The 14,903-nt window shown below is 59.4% G+C and carries 20 protein-coding genes; 7 read left to right on the top strand and 13 right to left on the bottom strand.

From position 1 onward, the window contains the following. Window positions 1-14 precede the first annotated feature (14 nt). The gene (locus ABGT73_RS13345) at window positions 15-320 is read left to right on the top strand and encodes a DUF6465 family protein (protein WP_346670143.1); all 306 of its coding nucleotides are present in this window, start codon (window positions 15-17) and stop codon (window positions 318-320) included. 42 nt (window positions 321-362) lie between these two features. Here the strand turns inward: ABGT73_RS13345 and ABGT73_RS13340 are convergent, their stop codons facing one another. The 3 genes from ABGT73_RS13340 to dinB form a co-directional block, all read right to left on the bottom strand. Beyond that, window positions 363-650, bottom strand: coding sequence for a hypothetical protein (locus ABGT73_RS13340; protein ID WP_346670142.1), 288 nt, complete (start codon window positions 648-650; stop codon window positions 363-365). Window positions 651-772: 122 nt separating this feature from the next. After that, window positions 773-1,042 carry a hypothetical protein gene (locus tag ABGT73_RS13335; RefSeq protein ID WP_346670141.1) on the bottom strand — a complete coding sequence of 90 codons (270 nt, stop codon included), beginning with the start codon at window positions 1,040-1,042 and terminating at the stop codon, window positions 773-775. A gap of 36 nt (window positions 1,043-1,078) precedes the next feature. Further along, window positions 1,079-2,332, bottom strand: a complete 1,254-nt coding sequence (gene dinB, locus ABGT73_RS13330; protein WP_346670140.1) for a DNA polymerase IV — start codon at window positions 2,330-2,332, stop codon at window positions 1,079-1,081. A gap of 144 nt (window positions 2,333-2,476) precedes the next feature. Here dinB and ABGT73_RS13325 point away from each other — a divergent pair, with 144 nt between their 5' ends. The 4 genes from ABGT73_RS13325 to ABGT73_RS13310 all read left to right on the top strand — a co-directional run bounded on the left by ABGT73_RS13325 (window position 2,477) and on the right by ABGT73_RS13310 (window position 4,501). After that, the gene (locus ABGT73_RS13325; protein WP_346670139.1) at window positions 2,477-3,163 is read left to right on the top strand and encodes a LexA family transcriptional regulator; all 687 of its coding nucleotides are present in this window, start codon (window positions 2,477-2,479) and stop codon (window positions 3,161-3,163) included. Window positions 3,164-3,219: 56 nt separating this feature from the next. Then, window positions 3,220-3,828, top strand: coding sequence for an SOS response-associated peptidase (locus ABGT73_RS13320; RefSeq protein ID WP_346670138.1), 609 nt, complete (start codon window positions 3,220-3,222; stop codon window positions 3,826-3,828). A 12-nt stretch (window positions 3,829-3,840) separates the two neighbouring features. Next, window positions 3,841-4,215 carry a hypothetical protein gene (locus tag ABGT73_RS13315; protein ID WP_346670137.1) on the top strand — a complete coding sequence of 125 codons (375 nt, stop codon included), beginning with the start codon at window positions 3,841-3,843 and terminating at the stop codon, window positions 4,213-4,215. Window positions 4,216-4,294: 79 nt separating this feature from the next. Next, window positions 4,295-4,501, top strand: a complete 207-nt coding sequence (locus ABGT73_RS13310) for a hypothetical protein (RefSeq protein ID WP_346670136.1) — start codon at window positions 4,295-4,297, stop codon at window positions 4,499-4,501. Between the two features lie 67 nt (window positions 4,502-4,568). Here ABGT73_RS13310 and ABGT73_RS13305 read toward each other — a convergent pair whose 3' ends face one another. Together ABGT73_RS13305 and ABGT73_RS13300 are read right to left on the bottom strand one after the other, a co-directional pair. Next, on the bottom strand, window positions 4,569-6,905 hold the full coding sequence (locus ABGT73_RS13305) for a VirB4-like conjugal transfer ATPase, CD1110 family (RefSeq protein ID WP_346670135.1): 2,337 nt from the start codon (window positions 6,903-6,905) through the stop codon (window positions 4,569-4,571). 27 nt (window positions 6,906-6,932) lie between these two features. Next, a complete protein-coding gene (locus tag ABGT73_RS13300) occupies window positions 6,933-7,349 on the bottom strand; it encodes a PrgI family protein (RefSeq protein ID WP_346670344.1) in 417 nt (138 codons plus the stop codon). A 75-nt stretch (window positions 7,350-7,424) separates the two neighbouring features. Here ABGT73_RS13300 and ABGT73_RS13295 point away from each other — a divergent pair, with 75 nt between their 5' ends. Together ABGT73_RS13295 and ABGT73_RS13290 are read left to right on the top strand one after the other, a co-directional pair. Beyond that, entirely contained in the window at window positions 7,425-7,667 is a 243-nt protein-coding gene (locus tag ABGT73_RS13295) for a type II toxin-antitoxin system Phd/YefM family antitoxin (protein WP_346670134.1), read from the top strand. Further along, window positions 7,664-8,041: a type II toxin-antitoxin system death-on-curing family toxin gene (locus tag ABGT73_RS13290; RefSeq protein ID WP_346670133.1), complete on the top strand. Its 378-nt coding sequence runs from the start codon at window positions 7,664-7,666 to the stop codon at window positions 8,039-8,041. Before ABGT73_RS13295 ends, ABGT73_RS13290 begins: the two co-directional genes overlap by 4 nt. Window positions 8,042-8,077: 36 nt before the next feature. On the opposite strand, the gene ABGT73_RS13285 is transcribed toward ABGT73_RS13290, so the two are convergent. The 8 genes from ABGT73_RS13285 to ABGT73_RS13250 all read right to left on the bottom strand — a co-directional run bounded on the left by ABGT73_RS13285 (window position 8,078) and on the right by ABGT73_RS13250 (window position 14,902). Then, window positions 8,078-8,899, bottom strand: coding sequence for a hypothetical protein (locus ABGT73_RS13285; RefSeq protein WP_346670343.1), 822 nt, complete (start codon window positions 8,897-8,899; stop codon window positions 8,078-8,080). A 54-nt stretch (window positions 8,900-8,953) separates the two neighbouring features. Beyond that, window positions 8,954-9,307 carry a hypothetical protein gene (locus ABGT73_RS13280; RefSeq protein ID WP_346670132.1) on the bottom strand — a complete coding sequence of 118 codons (354 nt, stop codon included), beginning with the start codon at window positions 9,305-9,307 and terminating at the stop codon, window positions 8,954-8,956. Beyond that, complete coding sequence (locus ABGT73_RS13275) at window positions 9,267-11,129, bottom strand: VirD4-like conjugal transfer protein, CD1115 family (RefSeq protein WP_346670131.1); 1,863 nt, start codon at window positions 11,127-11,129, stop codon at window positions 9,267-9,269. Before ABGT73_RS13275 ends, ABGT73_RS13280 begins: the two co-directional genes overlap by 41 nt. A 3-nt stretch (window positions 11,130-11,132) precedes the next feature. Continuing rightward, entirely contained in the window at window positions 11,133-11,927 is a 795-nt protein-coding gene (locus ABGT73_RS13270) for a DUF4240 domain-containing protein (protein WP_346670130.1), read from the bottom strand. A gap of 115 nt (window positions 11,928-12,042) precedes the next feature. After that, complete coding sequence (locus tag ABGT73_RS13265; RefSeq protein ID WP_346670129.1) at window positions 12,043-12,357, bottom strand: hypothetical protein; 315 nt, start codon at window positions 12,355-12,357, stop codon at window positions 12,043-12,045. A 119-nt stretch (window positions 12,358-12,476) separates the two neighbouring features. Next, window positions 12,477-13,268 (bottom strand): PcfB family protein, encoded by a 792-nt coding sequence (locus ABGT73_RS13260; RefSeq protein ID WP_346670128.1) that lies wholly within the window; start codon window positions 13,266-13,268, stop codon window positions 12,477-12,479. After that, window positions 13,265-13,564 (bottom strand): DUF4314 domain-containing protein, encoded by a 300-nt coding sequence (locus ABGT73_RS13255; RefSeq protein ID WP_346670127.1) that lies wholly within the window; start codon window positions 13,562-13,564, stop codon window positions 13,265-13,267. Before ABGT73_RS13255 ends, ABGT73_RS13260 begins: the two co-directional genes overlap by 4 nt. A gap of 15 nt (window positions 13,565-13,579) precedes the next feature. Beyond that, on the bottom strand, window positions 13,580-14,902 hold the full coding sequence (locus ABGT73_RS13250) for a relaxase/mobilization nuclease domain-containing protein (RefSeq protein ID WP_346670126.1): 1,323 nt from the start codon (window positions 14,900-14,902) through the stop codon (window positions 13,580-13,582). Window position 14,903: the final 1 nt, after the last annotated feature.

Genomic DNA, 14,903 nt, shown 5'->3' with positions numbered 1-14,903 from the left:
ATAGGAGGATTTGTATGCGTAAACCTGTCAACCAAGCCACTGATCCAACCGCCGTCGAAAGCCCCAAAAAGACAAGAGCGCCCCGCAAAAAGGCCGTGAAAAAGGCCCACACGCCGCCTGTGGCCGTCCACCTTCAGGTCGGCGGTCAGGACTATGACTGCGCCGCCATTGTGGAGGCGGCTCGCACCGATTATCGGGCTACGCACAAGACCGGCATCCACTCCTGCCGCGTGTACATCAAGCCGGATGAACAGACAGCCTATTATGTCATCAACAAGGTGGAGGGCAAGGTAGATATTGCCCCCATTGAAACGCAGTAAAACCAAACAGCGAGAGCAGCAGTTCCCTGTTGCTCTCGCCGTTTATTCGGGCTTTGAATTTTCGGCATTCGATGCGTCGGCTTGCATCTGTTTGTTAAAGCGGTTTCTATAGTGGGCCTTTCGCCGATAAAAATACCGCTCCACTTCCCCATCTGGAATCCAGATCCCGGCCGCTTCGATTTTCTCCATGACGGCAGACAATATCTGCTGGTTATAACGGGGCTGCGGTTCATGGCCGATCTCCAGCCATACACGGCGGTATTCTTCGAACAACCATGTATTGATTTTCTCTTTCTGCCTTTGCTTCAAGTTTCGGAACTGTTTATCCATCTGAAGCAGCCGGCCTCCGATTCGCTTATGGTTTTTGCTGCTGATTTTACATCACCACGCCCTTAAAAACTTTAGGTGCCCTTATTCTACCATGTCCACGGTCTGTTTTCCACCAAGGCGGACTATCTATCAACGGCCACGAGCTTGGCCTCCACAAACCAACGTCCCTTCTCCATCCACAGATTGGTCTCCCGCCCGTGGATCACACAGACATACCGATCTCCCACGCCGCCCACCTCGGCGGCGCGGCGGCTGACATCCTTGATCTTTTCGATCTTGTACACCTGCTCCGGACTGAAGCGGATCGCCAGCGGCCGCAGGTGGCCGTCCGGCTCAAAGCGGACATCCACTTCCACATACCGCTTTTCGCGTCCAATGATCTTGCGTGACATTGCGCTGCACCTCCCTGTCATCTGTCAAAAATTCAATTATCCTGCGTTAAAGAACCCCACCGGATGCACCGTGTGGTCGTCCTTGGGGTTGATCGCCCCCAGCCCGCGGTCGGTGTAAATTCGCGCCCGCTGGACGCTGGTGTACCCGTACCGTTCGCGCACGCCATCCACCGCCTTGTCCAGCCGTTCGAGCTTTTCGCGCTTCTCGGCGTTGCTGAAAAAGCCCAACTGCACCGGCGTGTCCGCCGGCACCAGCGAGGCCCCACGCACCCCGACGCCCCGCAGCGGCTTACTCCAGCGGTAGTTGCTTTTGAATAGGTCGAACGCCACCTGCGCGATTTCCAGACTGCTGCTCGTGGGCGTTTCGATCTTACGCTGCCGGACAAACCCGTTCAGGTCACAGTCCCGGACGCTGACCTCCACCACCGTACATTTCATGTTCAGTTCCCGCATCCGCATGGCGACGCTCTCGGCCATGACCAGCAGCATCAGCCAGACATCCTCATCGTTGACGAGATCCCGCGGCGTGGTGCCGCTATTGCCCACGCTCTTGACCGCCGCCACATGGTCCTGCTTCGCCACCGGCGAGGCATCCAGCCCGCGGGCGAACGCGGACAGCGAATACCCCACCTTGCCAAACCAGCCGTGCAGCGTCCCGGGGTCGGTCTGCGCCAGCTGGCCGATCGTGCGGATGCCATAGCTGTTCAGTTTACGTTGCGTTGCACGCCCCACATAGAGCAGGTCCTGCACCGGCAACGGATAGACGATCTCCTTGTAGTTATCTGCTTCGATGCGGGTGATGGCGTCTGGCTTTTTGTAGTCACTGCCCAATTTTGCGGTGACTTTATTGTCAGAAACGCCGATACTCACCGTGATGCCCAGTTCCCGCTTGACCCTCTCGCTGATCTCCTGCGCCATGGTCATCGCGCTGCCGAGCAGCCCCACGCTGCCGGTCACGTCCGCCCAGCTCTCATCCAGGCCGAACGCCTCGATCTGGTCGGTGTAATCCTGCAAGATCTCCCGCATATAGCCGCTGTATCGCATATACTCGCGGTAGTGCGGCGGCACGATGATGAGGTCGCGGCAACAACGCTGCGCCTCCCAAATTGCCATGCCCGTTTTCACGCCCATCCGCTTGGCGGGGTAGCTGGCGGTCAGCACGATGCCGTGACGGTCCTCCTTGCTGCCGCAGACGGCGATGCGTTTGCCGCGCAAGGCGGGGTTTTCCTGCATTTCGACCGAGGCATAAAATGCGTTGGCGTCGATATGGAGTATGGCTCGGCCCGGCATACACAGCACCCCCTTTGGCTTTATTATAATTGCATTGTTTGGCAATTTCAAGTGATTGTTTTTGTAAATCCATGTAATTGTATGCTTGACTTGTGCTCTCGGCCATGCTATGATAAGGGCATAGAAGTATAGGGAGGGCGTCCTATGAGCTGGAACGAACGCATCAAGGCCGCGCGTGAGGCGCAAAAACTGACCCGTGAGCAGACTGTGCGCAAAATGCGGGACTATCTGCCTGCAGGCAAAACGGCCGCCGCCCGCACCCTCGTCGCCTGGGAGCAGGGCGACAGCGAACCCAAGGTGACCCAGGCCATTGCGCTGGCGCGGGCGCTGGGATACCATGAGGTCTCCGAGCTGTTCAGCCAGGCGGATGGCCCGCAGCTCAACCGGCTGGGAATGGACCGGCTGGAGGAATATCGCCGCCTGCTGCTGCAATCGGACGAATTCCGGGCGCATCCCGCCGTGCGCCGCCTGCGCACGCTGCCGGTGTTTTTGCAGCCCGCTTCCGCCGGCACCGGCCAGTGGCTGGACGACGATCTGGCTGAGGAGATGGAGGTGGACGACGCCGTCCCGGCCAAGGCCGAGTTTGGCGTGCGGCTGGCGGGCGGCAGTATGTCGCCGCGCTTTGCGGATGGGCAGATCGTCTGGGCGCGCAAGGCCGCGCAGGCCGAGAACGGCGAGATCGTGCTGTGCGTGCTGAACGACCAGGGCTATTGCAAGAAGCTAAAATATGATGCCGATGGCGTGTATTTGGTCTCGCTGAACCCAGCCTATTCCCCCATCCCGGTGCAGGAAAACGACGAGTTCCGCATTGCCGGGGTCGTGGTGGGGTAAGCTATTGTATATAAGTTGCCGATGCTGTTCCTTATCAGGTAAAGGGGTCGAAGCCTGTGTGTGGCCGTTACCAGTTTTCTTCCAAAGAAAGCCGCGAGATGCAAAAGATCCTCCGCGACGCCGAGCGCCGCAGCCGCGGGCGGTTCCCGGGCGAGCTGAACTTCCCGATGGCGGGCGACGTCGCGCCTACCCAGGTCGCGCCGGTGCTGATCGCCAGCGGCGACAAGGTCGTGGCGGAATACCAACGTTGGGGCATCCCGGGCTGGCGCGGCGGACTGATGATCAACGCCCGCGCCGAGACAGTCTGCGACAAGCCGATGTTCCGCCGCAGCATGGCCGCCCAGCGGTGCGTGATCCCAGCCAGCGGCTATTATGAGTGGGATGCAGGCAAACACAAATACTTCTTCCAGGTGCCGGGGCAGCCGATCTATCTGGCGGGCATCTACGACAACGTGGACGGCACCAACTGCTATGTGGTGCTGACCACCGAGCCCAATGCCTCGGTGCAGGGTATCCACGACCGGATGCCGCTGATTTTGTCCCACGAGCAGGTACGCCCATGGCTGACCGACCCGCAGGCAGCGCTGACGCTGCTGACCATCGTGCCGCCGGCGCTGCAAAAGACCTGCGAGGATGGGCAGTTGAGTTTTGCCGATTTGGCGTAAGGAGGCATCACCATGTATACGAATCAAGAGAAGCGTGAGATCGAGCGGGTCTTGACCGCGTTCAAGCCGTATATCGAGCAGGCGGATTATGTGGAGATCGTCTGGTCAAACAAGAAACAGTGCTATGTGGCGCTTTTCATTGACACCACGCGGGATACGTTTGAGGGCGCCGATGCGATTTTGTCCGCCGAAGAGATCAGCGAAAGGTTCTATACCGAAATTGGCAACGATGTCCTTCTTGAAAACGACCGCGAGTATCAAATTTGGGAGATGTCGCCTTTAGAGCGGGAAGAGTTCCTTCGCCGCATCCAGCCGTATGACGCCCAGTTGCCGGAATATCATTTCCTGGTCGAGCAGCTGTTGTCGCAACCGTCCCAGGCAGAATGACGCATTGGCGGTGTTGCATCCGGGGCTTTTTCGTGCTATGCTGGAACAAATGCGATAATGGATAGAGGGTATGTTTTCAATGAATCTGATGATCAGCTCCCAAGAATACGATTTCCATTCGCTCGTCAAGGTGGCCGAGATAGCCGGACTGGTCGGCGTGGTGGGCTTCCATCAAGCCGGGGATGACTACCTGGTAACCTTCCCGGATGTGGAAGATACGCCCAAAATGGTTGCCGATTTTCGCGCCCGCTTGCGGGGGCTTGAAAATAATATCTGGAACTTCTGAATCCTATCTTTCTAAGCAGTAAGGGACCGCCTGGGCGGCCCCTTATTTTTGTACCTTGCCATCGTTATCACCTCATCATTTCATCGGGTTTGGTCGTCATCAGCTTGTACAGATCGGTGCCGGTCGGGAACGCATTGGTGAACGGCACGAGCTGCCCGCCGCAGCGGATCAGGCCGCAGCCGGCGGGCACGTCGGTGATGTAGCCGAGCTGCGTGTCCGAAATGTGCAGCAGCTTGGCCAGTTCCTCACGGTCAGTGGCGGATTGGTTGAGCAGGATCAGGAACTCGCTGTTTGCCAGCATCAGGCGGGCGGTATCGGAGCGCAACAACTCGTCTACATTCTGCGTCAGGCCGGTGATCAGCCCGTTATACTTGCGGATACGTTTCCACAACTTGTAAAAGAAATTGGCGCTGTATTCATAGCGGAACAAAATGTAAAATTCGTCCGCCACGATCCAGGTGCGTTTGCCGCGTTTTTGGTTCTGGATGACGCGGTTGTAGATCGCGTCCAGCGTCACCAGCATCCCCAACGGCATGAGCTGTTCACCCAGTTCCCGGATGTCGTAGTCGATGATGCGGGCCTGGGTGTCTACGTTGGTGTACTTGGCAAAGGTGTTGAGCGTGCCCGTAATGAACAGTTCGCTGGCCAGAGCCAAACCCTGGGCCTCCGGCTCCGGCTGGAGTTTGAGCAGCTTATAAAAATCCCGCAGCGTCGGCGGCGTGCCCTGGTAACCGTTGCGGATGTAGGGCTGGTAGACGAGCTCGGTGCAGCGGCCAAGGATAGATTTCTCCTTGGCCGTCACCTGCCCGCCGCCCACAAGCTGCTCATACAGCGACAGAACAAACTCGCTTTTGGCAACGATCGGGTTGCGCTCGTCACCATAACTGCGGTCCATATCCAGCGCGTTGATGTGGCTGTCCGAGGTGGCCGAGATCTGGATGACCTCACCGCCCAGCGCACGGGTCAGGTGGCCGAACTCCGATTCCGGGTCAAGGATGAGGATGTCATCCTCGGTCGCCAGCGCGATCTGCACCAGTTCCTCTTTGGCGGACATCGACTTGCCGGAGCCGGACACGCCCAAACGGAAACTGTTGCCGTTGAGCAGCTTGGTGCGGTCGGCCACGATCATGTTCTTGCTGACGGCGTTCTGCCCATAGTAGATGCCGCCCGGCTGCAAAATTTCCTGTGCACGGAACGGGATCAGCACGGCGGTGCTCTCGGTGGTCAGGGTGCGCAGGGCCTGGATGCGGCGCAGGCCGTAGGGCAACACGGTGTCAAGACCGTCCTTCTGCTGCCAGCGCAGCGTGGAAAGCTGGCACAGGTGCTTGCGCCCCACAGATTGCAGCGTTTCGGTGTCGCTGTCGAGCTGCTGCCGGCTGTCGGCCATGTGAACCAGCGTGACCAGCCCAAACATCATCCGCTGGTCGCGGGTGGTCAGGTCGTCCAGCATCTCCTTGGTCTCTTTTCGCTGGAGTTCCATGTCGTAGGGGATCGTGGCCGACCAGTTGTTGGCGGCGTTCTGCTTGCGCTGCCAGTTGGCAATGTTGGTCTCCACGCCCAGCAGGGTGTTTTGCATCTGGCGGGCCGCCTCGTCGGTGGGCACCGGCAGGATGTCGATGGACAGCATCATGCTGCGGTCGAGGTCACACAGCTCCGAGATGAAGCTGTCCTTGATGTAGCTGGCATAGTCCTGCAAATAGAGTACCCGCCCGAAGCGGCCATCGATTTTGAAGTTGTCGGCAGCGAACTCCATGCTGTCGGGGCAGAGCCAATCCTTGAAGCTGTGGCCGAGTTTGGCGTGCCCGCGCAGGTCGAAGTCAAAGGCGGGTGGTTGGCCCGCCTTGAAAAAGTCCCGCAGCAGCCGCAGGCGGTCGGGCGTGGACAGCTCCGCCGCCACCGAGCTGAGCTTGGCCAGATGAGTGACGAGGTCGGTGCCGACGCGGGCAAAGTAGGTGCGGGCCTCGTCGATATTCCGCTTGACGATGCTGACGGTCAGGTACCGCTCGCGCACCATGCTGTTGCTGGTGCCGGTGACCTGGGCGCGCAGCATCTCGTTGAATTCCTCGCGGTAATGGTCGAGGGCGTCGCCGCGCAAGGGCAGCAGAACCGACCGTTCAAAGTCCTCCTTGTCGATGCGGCGGTTGTGGATCGTGATCTTGGCCGCCGCGCCGGAGTCCAGAGCGTTGAGCAGGGCGCAATAGTCAAGGAACATCGCCATCTTGTCATCCTTGCCGGCAATGGCGTAGTTGATGTCGGTGAACGACCAACTTTTGCTGTATTGGTTGCCCACCTGGAAGATGCCGTCCGGCCAGATGCGGCGGATGGGGATGGCATCTTGCACCGAGCGCGGGACCTTGAACTTCACACGCTCCTGACGCCTGGCGGCTGCCAGCGTCTTGGTCAATGGCGGGCCTCCGGGGCTTTGGTCATTTCATTTTTCTTCATACGATTCCTCCGTTTCAGTTTGGGTTTTGTCGGTTTTGTTTGCGCGCTTTTTGTGGCGGCGCTTGCAGCCCTCGGCCATGGCGGGCTGCATGATCTGGTAGTACAGGCAGTCCGACCGGAACACCAGCCTTTTGGGGCTCAGAATTTCCGACTTGATCCACGCCCACAGCAGTTGTTCGGCCGTCATGCCATGGTAGCTGAAGAATCCACAGGCGGCAAACGGCGCAGCGCCCAGGATGCACATCCAGCCGACCTGCTCTGCGCCGACGATGGGCCGCAGGCAAAAATAAAGGCCCACCGCCGCGCCAAGCGCCAGCAGTGAGCAGACGAATTGCCGGGTGTTGAGCCCGAAAAAAATGTTCTCGTGGTAGTTGCGGATTTCTTTGGGGATTTTGATTTCGATACAAACCACCTCGCATTATAGGTTGTATTTCTCCTATTTTTCGTGTATACTATTACCAGAAGGAGGTGTTGACCTATGATCATCAACACTGGTAATCTGGTATCCATCACCGAAGCCAATCAGAACTTTTCCCGCGTGGCACGGCTGGTGGACGAGAACGGCGCAGCTGTCATTCTCAAGAACAACACGCCGCGCTACGTCCTGATCGAGTTCAGCCAACTGGAAAGCGAACAGCAGGCCAACGATGAGGATGTTCTGACGATTTCAAAACGCCTCATGACCAAAAACAAAGACGCGTATGAGGTATTGGCCAAATGAAACAGCTGACAAAACGGCAGGTCCTCCTGCTCCATGAGCAACTGTTGCAAGAGTTTGGCGGTACGGCAGGCATCCGTGATGATGGGTTGTTGGAGTCCGCGTTGGCTGCACCGTTTCAGACGTTTGGTGGGCAAAGCCTGTACCCTTCGGTGCAGGCTAAGGCGGCACAGCTTGGGTTCGGGCTAGTTTGCAACCATCCCTTTGTGGACGGCAACAAACGGATCGGCGCTCATGTAATGCTGGTCTTTCTCGCCTTGAACGGCATCGAGTTGTCCTACACACAGCAGGAACTCATCGACATCATCTTTGCAGTTGCGGCCGACAGGGCAAACAACACCGATCTTTTGCAATGGATCATCCAGCACCAGAACTGAAACCGGGAGCTTGCTTCGGCAGGCTCCTGATTTCTGTTACAGCTCCATGATCTCCTTGACGATCCGGTCGCACCCCTTGACGGCCCCGACCAGCACCAACAAATTGAACGCCAGTGCGCCCACATAGGACCACACCGCCGTGATGGCGCTGGCGCTGGGGTCGACTGCCGGCGCGCTGGTGGAAAGCGCCGAAAAGATGATGCAGGCCAGCGCAATGACCAGACCTTGCAGGCAGACGCCGGCATAGCTGCGCAGGAAGTTCTTGCCCACGCTGGCGCTGGGTTCGCCTGCAAAGGCCGACAGCGGCACCGGCGCGATGGCGGCGTACATCCAAAGGGAAAACATTCGCCCGTATACGGTCAGCACCATGACAAAGGACAGCACCGTGATGAGCAGGCTGCCGATGAGCGTGACCGCCCACAGCGGAATACTCTCCCAAAATCCGCAGGCGTTGATGGTATCGACGAGTTCCTGCGGCAGCGTGGCGGTGCCGATGCCGCTTACCCCCGCAGAGCCAATGACCTGCGAGATCATGCCCTGCACGATGTCAAACACCGCCAGCATCAGGTCCATGCCGAAATCCACCGCCGTCTTGGCCAGCACAAAACGAATGAACAGCTTGAGGGCGTGTTCCGGTTTTTTGACCTCCACAAAGCTGCCGCAGGTCTTGACCACACCGGCGGCAAAAAACAGCACCAGCAGCCCATACCCAATGGCCTGCAGCGCGCCGTGGATGCCGGTCATGACGCCCCACACCGCGCCGCCGTTGTAGCTGACCGGGCTGGCGGTCAGCAGCTGCCAGATCTCGGCCAGCTTGTCGTTCCAGGTGTTGAGGGCGTTGGTCAGGTTATCCACGATCCAGTTATTGTCCGTATCGCATCACCCCCTTCCGCAGGCGGAACGCCGCGCCCTTCACGCGCCCGTCCCGATGATCAGATCGAGGATCTCTTTGGCAAACGTGATGATGATACCGCCCGCCAGCGTGAGGAACCCCTGGCTGCGCTGGCTGGGGTCGTGGCTTTGCAGCGACAGGCCGATCTGGACAATACCCCAGCCAAGCAGGATGAGACCGATGGCGCGGATGACCGAAAAGATAAACGTACTCAAATTGTTGATGACCGTCAACGGGTCGCCGTCCGCCAGCACCGGCATCGCCAGGCAGCAGGCGGCCACAATGGCCGCGTACAGCGCGAAACTGCGGCGCAGGCGGCGGGGGATGGGTTGGTCATTCAGTCGGTTTTTGTTTTTGCGATGCATGGGATTCATAGGCAGACCTCCTTGTGGTTTTATGTGGAATGGTTCGGAAGGGCGGTTTGGTCGGTTTGGACTGCGGCAAAAAGTCGTACATGTCCAGCAGTTCCCAGTCAGCGGCATCGCCGGGCAGGTCGTCCGCCGCCTGCTTGGCCGCGGCATAATCATAGGGCGGCGCGCCGCCGTCCTCGGTATAGCGGATGCAGGGGTGGCGCAGCAGGTCGTACTTGTCGTCGATGACCGGCCGCTCACCACGCACGAACAAGACGGCTTTGCCGTCCGGCAGCAGGCGGACTTCATCCGGCGTGAGCAGGTCGCGCGCGGCCTGCTGTTCGCTGGTGCTGTAACTGCCGCCGCGGCCATGGCTGCGGCTGTGGTTGGTCGTGTCCACCGTTTCTTTGCCGATCAGTTCGGAAACATATTTGTGGGTGCTCTGCTCGTTGCCCCCGAGATAGAGAAACTCGTCGCACAGGCCGATCAGCGACTCCCAGCTGTCTTTGTACAACGCTTTGAGCTGCGAAATGTTTTGCACAATGATTGAGCAAAAAATGCCGCGGCTGCGCATGGTGGCCAGCGCCGACAGAAAGCTGTCTTTGGGCAACGAAACATTCGGGAACTCGTCCATCAGGCAATGCACCGGCACCGGCAGGCGGCCTTTATGGACGCGGTCGGCCTGGCGGTAGAGCGTCTGGATGAGCTGCGTATACACCATGCCGACGAGATAATTGAGCGACTTGTCCGAGTCGGGGATGCAGCAAAACAGCGCCACTTTTTTCTCGCCTAACTCATCCAAATGCAGTTCGTCCGTCATCGTCAGGCGGTCGATCTGCGGTAAGTTGAACGCCGCCAGCCGCACGCCGACGCTCACCAAAATCGATTTCGCGGTTTTGCCGGCGGCTTGCTTGAAGACGCGGTATTGCTTGACGGCAATGCTGTCCGGCTCCCGTTCCGCAAGCCGTTCAAACAGCACGTCCAGCGGGGACTGGTAGTTTTCATCTTCCTCCTTGACCTCGGCACTCTCCAATAGCTCCATGACCATGCCGAAGTTCTGCTCGCGCGGCGGGGCCTCGTGCAGCAGATAGAGCATGAGGGCTTGCAGCAGGGCGGTTTCGGAACGTTCCCAAAACGGATCGCTGGTTTGAGCTTGGGAGGGCGTCGTGTTCTGAATTAAATTGGTGATGAGCTGCAGCACATCTTTGTCATCCTGCACATAGACGAACGGGTTATAGCAGAAGGACGTGCTGGGGTTGATGAGGTCAAACACCCGCACCTCATAGCCCTGCTTCAGCAGATAGCTGCCGGTCTTGCGCAGAATTTCACTTTTAGGATCGGTCAGTATCAGCGAACAGCCTTTCCCGTCCGGCCCGGCCTTGGCGGCTTCCAATACGTTGGGCACCGCGTAGGTGCGGGTCTTACCCGCGCCGGAGCCGCCCACGACGAGGATGTTGGTGTTGTGCTTGTGCTTGTACCCGTCCACCCCGATGCGAAAATGTCGGGTCAGCAGCAGGTTGGGGCCTGCCCTGTCGGCGTACTTACGCTGCAGGGCAAAGACATTGCCCCAGCGGGCGGAACCGTGTTCCTCGCCGGGGCGGGCGTTTTTATGATCGGCTGCGAGGACAAGGCCGGTGCCCGCATAGAGCGCGGTGCCAAGCAACAGAAAGCGCGGGGTCTGGGGTGTGTAATAGACCGGGAAAGGTCGCGCCAGCAAATTGTTGACGGCGGCCAGTATCCCGGCCAGCCCAGCGGCGGCATCCCACCGCATGGCCAGCCCGGCCGATGCCCACCAGACAAGCGGCAGCGGCAGCAGCCAGACCCACCAGGGGGATTTTTTCTGCAACGGTTACCGTTCCCATCCTCTGTGGGGATGGGGGCGCTGCACGGCGTGGGCTTCTTCCCATTCCGTTCGCTTTTGCCACAGTTGTGGCAGCGCCTCTTTCAGGTTGATATCGGCCGGGCCTTTCTGGATGGTGAGATGTTCGGCAAGTTCTGCCCGCAGTTCCTCGCGGGCTTGCCAATCCGGGGTAAGTTCCTCGTTGTATCGGGAGACGCCGCTGTGGATCATACACTGGGCGATATCCCATTGCAGCAAAAGCCCCTTGATGTCCTGGTCGCCGCCCGAAGGGTAAAACGGCCGGCCCAGGGCCTCGTCCCTGCAAATACGCGCGACCTGCGCGTCTATATCCGTCCGATCCGGGTAACGCTGGCGAAGCAACTGCCTTGCCGGGGCGTTCGGCGCTAACAGGGCTAGATACCGCTTGCCGGTATACGCATGGTCCGCAATGTATCCGCAGAGCTCCCACTCGGCGGCATCAAAGGGAAGATCGAACCGTGCCAGGCTGTCCGGGGCGGCCAACGCAGATTCGTATACGGTTTTCCCCTGCATTACCAGCCAGGCGGTGAAATCCAGAAAGCGGTCGTCTGAGCTGCCGCCGTTGATCAGGACGGCCGCGCCAAACAATTTGCGCGTACAGGCCAGGTCCATATAGGTGTATTGCAGGTCCTGCCAGGCAGACAGTTTCAGCGCCGGCAGTTGCACCAGTTCCGCATACAGCGCGTCCTGCATTGCCGGTTCGCTGTTCGGGGCGGCGCGCTGCCGGGCGCGGTCGATGATGGCCCAAAATTCATTTGACGTCAAGGGCATCCCTCCAGTCGTTTGTGCAGTTTTATGATGATTTTCTTTCTGGTGCTGGGTTTAGACATAGCGAAAGCCCTGACAGACGTCCGGGCTTTCCAATTGAGTTGGCATTGGATCATCCGAACAACCACAACGGCGGTTTGGCCCGGATGAGTTTGAGCAGCGCGGCATCCGCGGCATCGGTGTATCCGCCGGCGGCGATGCGCTCATTGCGCAGATGGTTAAGGGAATTGCGGGCCAGGCGGAACTCGGCATCGTCCAGCGGCAGCTTGCCGGGTTGGGTCTCATGCAGTTTCGTGATGAGCGCGGCCAGATGGCCATAGGGCAGCCCCACCTCCCGGTTGGCGCAAAAATCCGCATACAATGCCCGCATCAAAATGCTGCGGTCGTTGCGGTCCATCTTCATAACGCGGATGTTGCTGCGATGCATGGTTGCCTCCTATCTGCCGGGATGCCCCCGGCAATGGGATACTCTTTTCAGGTTCAACATTACCACAACACCCCTTCCATAGCTATATACCAAATGAAAACAAACGGAAAACTTCCGGCTCAGCGGGCGCGGTCACCGCGATGGATGCGGATAGGCACTTTGGGCTTGGGCGCCATCGCCTCTGTGGCGTGCAGCATGGCCTTGATCCCCCGCAGTTCCTCCCGCACACTGGGGCGCTCACCCCTTGCCCGTGCCTGCGCGGCGCACAACGCGGGAGAAATATTGGGCGATCTGTTTTTGCTGGCGGAGGGCGGCACGGACCGAGGGACGGTCGTCCGGGTCGAGCGGGAAAACGGCGGGTCCTCCGGCTCCGCAGATAGCGGAGCCGGTCGGGTAAAACCCAGGTCGCCGTCAGGGTCGTCCAATCCAAACGGGATAGAGACATCGTCAGCGCCTTGCACAGGCTGACGTTCGGGCGCTTCCTGCCCCGGCGCGGGCTGTTCGGGTGTGACATCCGACATGATCTCGGCTTCCCCGGTTTCCACCACATCCAGCTGCATCCGGTCGATGATCCGTTCCACCTTGGCGGAATCCTCGGCCCAGATGGCGATCTCGATATGATCTGGGTCGTTACGGTCACGCATCGGCACGAACAGCAGGCCGTGGCGCTTGGCTTCCTGCGCAAACTCACGCATACGGTCTGCTGGGACCGAAAAGAATTTCAGCGGCTTGCCTTCCCGCAGCAATCTTGCGAGGTTGGTTTTCCCGCGAGTCTTTTTCTGGTCGCGCAGCACCGCGGCGACAAAGACGGCAAAGTTTTTGGCCGCAGTACCAGAAAGGCGCAGCGCAAACTCTGTGCCTTCCAGCGTATACCGGACGACCTGGTCGGCCGGGTCAGAGCCCAAATTCATCTGGCGTCTCCATTTCTGTGCGCGGTGCGCGCGGGGGCATCCCGGTGTCCGGGGCGCTCCAGCACCTCAAAGCTGTCTGCGCCGGGCACCAGCGACAGGCTGCGCCCATTGTCCCACTGCATGAGCAGCTGGCCGGCGTCATCCACCGCCACCACCGTGCCGCAGGTCCCCGCGGGGATGGGGTTCGGGTCGTCCGGCATAGCAAGAAGCCGGATGCGGGTGCCAACCGGGTAGTTGCGCTCGGCATACGCGCGGCGGTAGGCCCAGCGGTCGGGGTTGTCCAAATAATGATCCATAAGCGTTTCTCCTTTTTATCTGGTTGGGTTGGTTTTTCTGTCGGGTTCGTGTGCGGGATTTCTTTCTGTGTTTTGGCAAGATTCCTCCCGCTGCCGCAGGCGTTTTTGCATCTGCACCGATTGCTCTGCAATTTGGCGGCAGAGCCGGATGTCCCGCCGCAGCGGCTTGAGGCTTTGGGTGATCTGTGTCAACCTCGCTTTGACGGCATCGTCCGGCGCTGCCTTGTGGAGTTGGCGGCGCTTGGCAAGCAGCGCATCTACAGCCTGCTCCTGTGCCTGGCGGTAGGTATCCAACTGCACCAGAGTACCGATTTCGTGGCGAGACAAAAATTCCATCTGCCGGATGCGCTTGTCCAAATTGCGAATATCCTGCCGCACAGCGTAGCGGGGACGCTGCGGCTTTCGGGGCAGCGCCCCCAGTTCGTACAGATACCGATAATACAAAGCCCGCAGGCCGGTGAGCTTGCGGGCTTTGCGGTGGGTTCCGTGCAGGCGGCCAAACCAGACGACCGGCTCTCGTTGACCCGTTGGATACCGCCATCTCGGATACAGGATTCTGTTGCGGATAGCCTGCGGGGTGTATCGCTTGCCCAAGGTTTTGAACCGCACCGGTCGGGTTTTGTCTGGCGGCTGCAAAATCGGGTATTTGCGGTCGAACCGCATCGTGTAGCCCTTTTCCTCCATCGCCTGGACAAACTGCCGCCAGGTCAGCGAACGGTTGATCGCATCGTCCACATCCCGCCGGATGAGGCTGCGCCAGGTTGACTGGCCTGTCTGACCCGCTTGCCATTCGGCGTATGGCTGTGAACTCTGCTGGCTTCTTTCGGTTTCGATCACCGACAAACCATACTGCCGGCACAGAGCGTCTGACCTGGCGCGTACCTCGGTGTAATAGCTTTTGGCATTGCTGTGGTATTTGCGGCCGTTGTCCAGCGCCACCGCGCACCAAACGATGTGATTGTGGATGTGGCCGGTGTTGAGATGGGTCGTCACCACGGCCTGGTAGCGCCCAGCCAACAGCTGGTCGGCCAGTTCCACGCCGATCTGGTGGGCCAGTTCCGGCATCACCTCGCCCGCGGCAAAACTCTGGACCAAATGATACCCTTGTACGCCGCCGGTTTTGTGCCAGCGGAGGGCATTGGCTTTCATGTCGGTAAACGCCGTTTCACACAGGCAGCTTAGTCCCGTCTCAAAGCAGACGGACTCGGTCTTGTCACGGTTGAGGGCGTAGTCCACCGCTTCTTCCAGCGAACTCGGCTTTGTGGTTTTGGTTTTGTCCCGCACATATTTCACCGCCCTGTCCAGGCGGCGCACGGGGATGAGAGAGGTGTAAGCCATG

Source organism: uncultured Subdoligranulum sp. (assembly GCF_963931595.1).
In the GTDB taxonomy this organism is placed as follows: domain Bacteria; phylum Bacillota; class Clostridia; order Oscillospirales; family Ruminococcaceae; genus Gemmiger.
The sequence above is the reverse complement of the archived record's forward strand: the minus strand, read 5'-3'. Positions and strand labels throughout refer to the sequence as shown.

Bases quoted from the DNA above. Each gene is read 5' to 3' on its own strand.
- ABGT73_RS13295 (WP_346670134.1), top strand. From the start codon at position 7,425: ATGATCATCAACACTGGTAATCTGGTATCCATCACCGAAGCCAATCAG.
- ABGT73_RS13265 (WP_346670129.1), bottom strand. From the start codon at position 12,357: ATGCATCGCAGCAACATCCGCGTTATGAAGATGGACCGCAACGACCGC.
- ABGT73_RS13325 (WP_346670139.1), top strand. From the start codon at position 2,477: ATGAGCTGGAACGAACGCATCAAGGCCGCGCGTGAGGCGCAAAAACTG.
- ABGT73_RS13280 (WP_346670132.1), bottom strand. From the start codon at position 9,307: ATGAATCCCATGCATCGCAAAAACAAAAACCGACTGAATGACCAACCC.
- ABGT73_RS13335 (WP_346670141.1), bottom strand. From the start codon at position 1,042: ATGTCACGCAAGATCATTGGACGCGAAAAGCGGTATGTGGAAGTGGAT.
- ABGT73_RS13315 (WP_346670137.1), top strand. From the start codon at position 3,841: ATGTATACGAATCAAGAGAAGCGTGAGATCGAGCGGGTCTTGACCGCG.
- ABGT73_RS13310 (WP_346670136.1), top strand. From the start codon at position 4,295: ATGAATCTGATGATCAGCTCCCAAGAATACGATTTCCATTCGCTCGTC.
- ABGT73_RS13250 (WP_346670126.1), bottom strand. From the start codon at position 14,902: ATGGCTTACACCTCTCTCATCCCCGTGCGCCGCCTGGACAGGGCGGTG.
- ABGT73_RS13260 (WP_346670128.1), bottom strand. From the start codon at position 13,268: ATGAATTTGGGCTCTGACCCGGCCGACCAGGTCGTCCGGTATACGCTG.
- ABGT73_RS13255 (WP_346670127.1), bottom strand. From the start codon at position 13,564: ATGGATCATTATTTGGACAACCCCGACCGCTGGGCCTACCGCCGCGCG.
- dinB (WP_346670140.1), bottom strand. From the start codon at position 2,332: ATGCCGGGCCGAGCCATACTCCATATCGACGCCAACGCATTTTATGCC.
- ABGT73_RS13290 (WP_346670133.1), top strand. From the start codon at position 7,664: ATGAAACAGCTGACAAAACGGCAGGTCCTCCTGCTCCATGAGCAACTG.
- ABGT73_RS13345 (WP_346670143.1), top strand. From the start codon at position 15: ATGCGTAAACCTGTCAACCAAGCCACTGATCCAACCGCCGTCGAAAGC.
- ABGT73_RS13340 (WP_346670142.1), bottom strand. From the start codon at position 650: ATGGATAAACAGTTCCGAAACTTGAAGCAAAGGCAGAAAGAGAAAATC.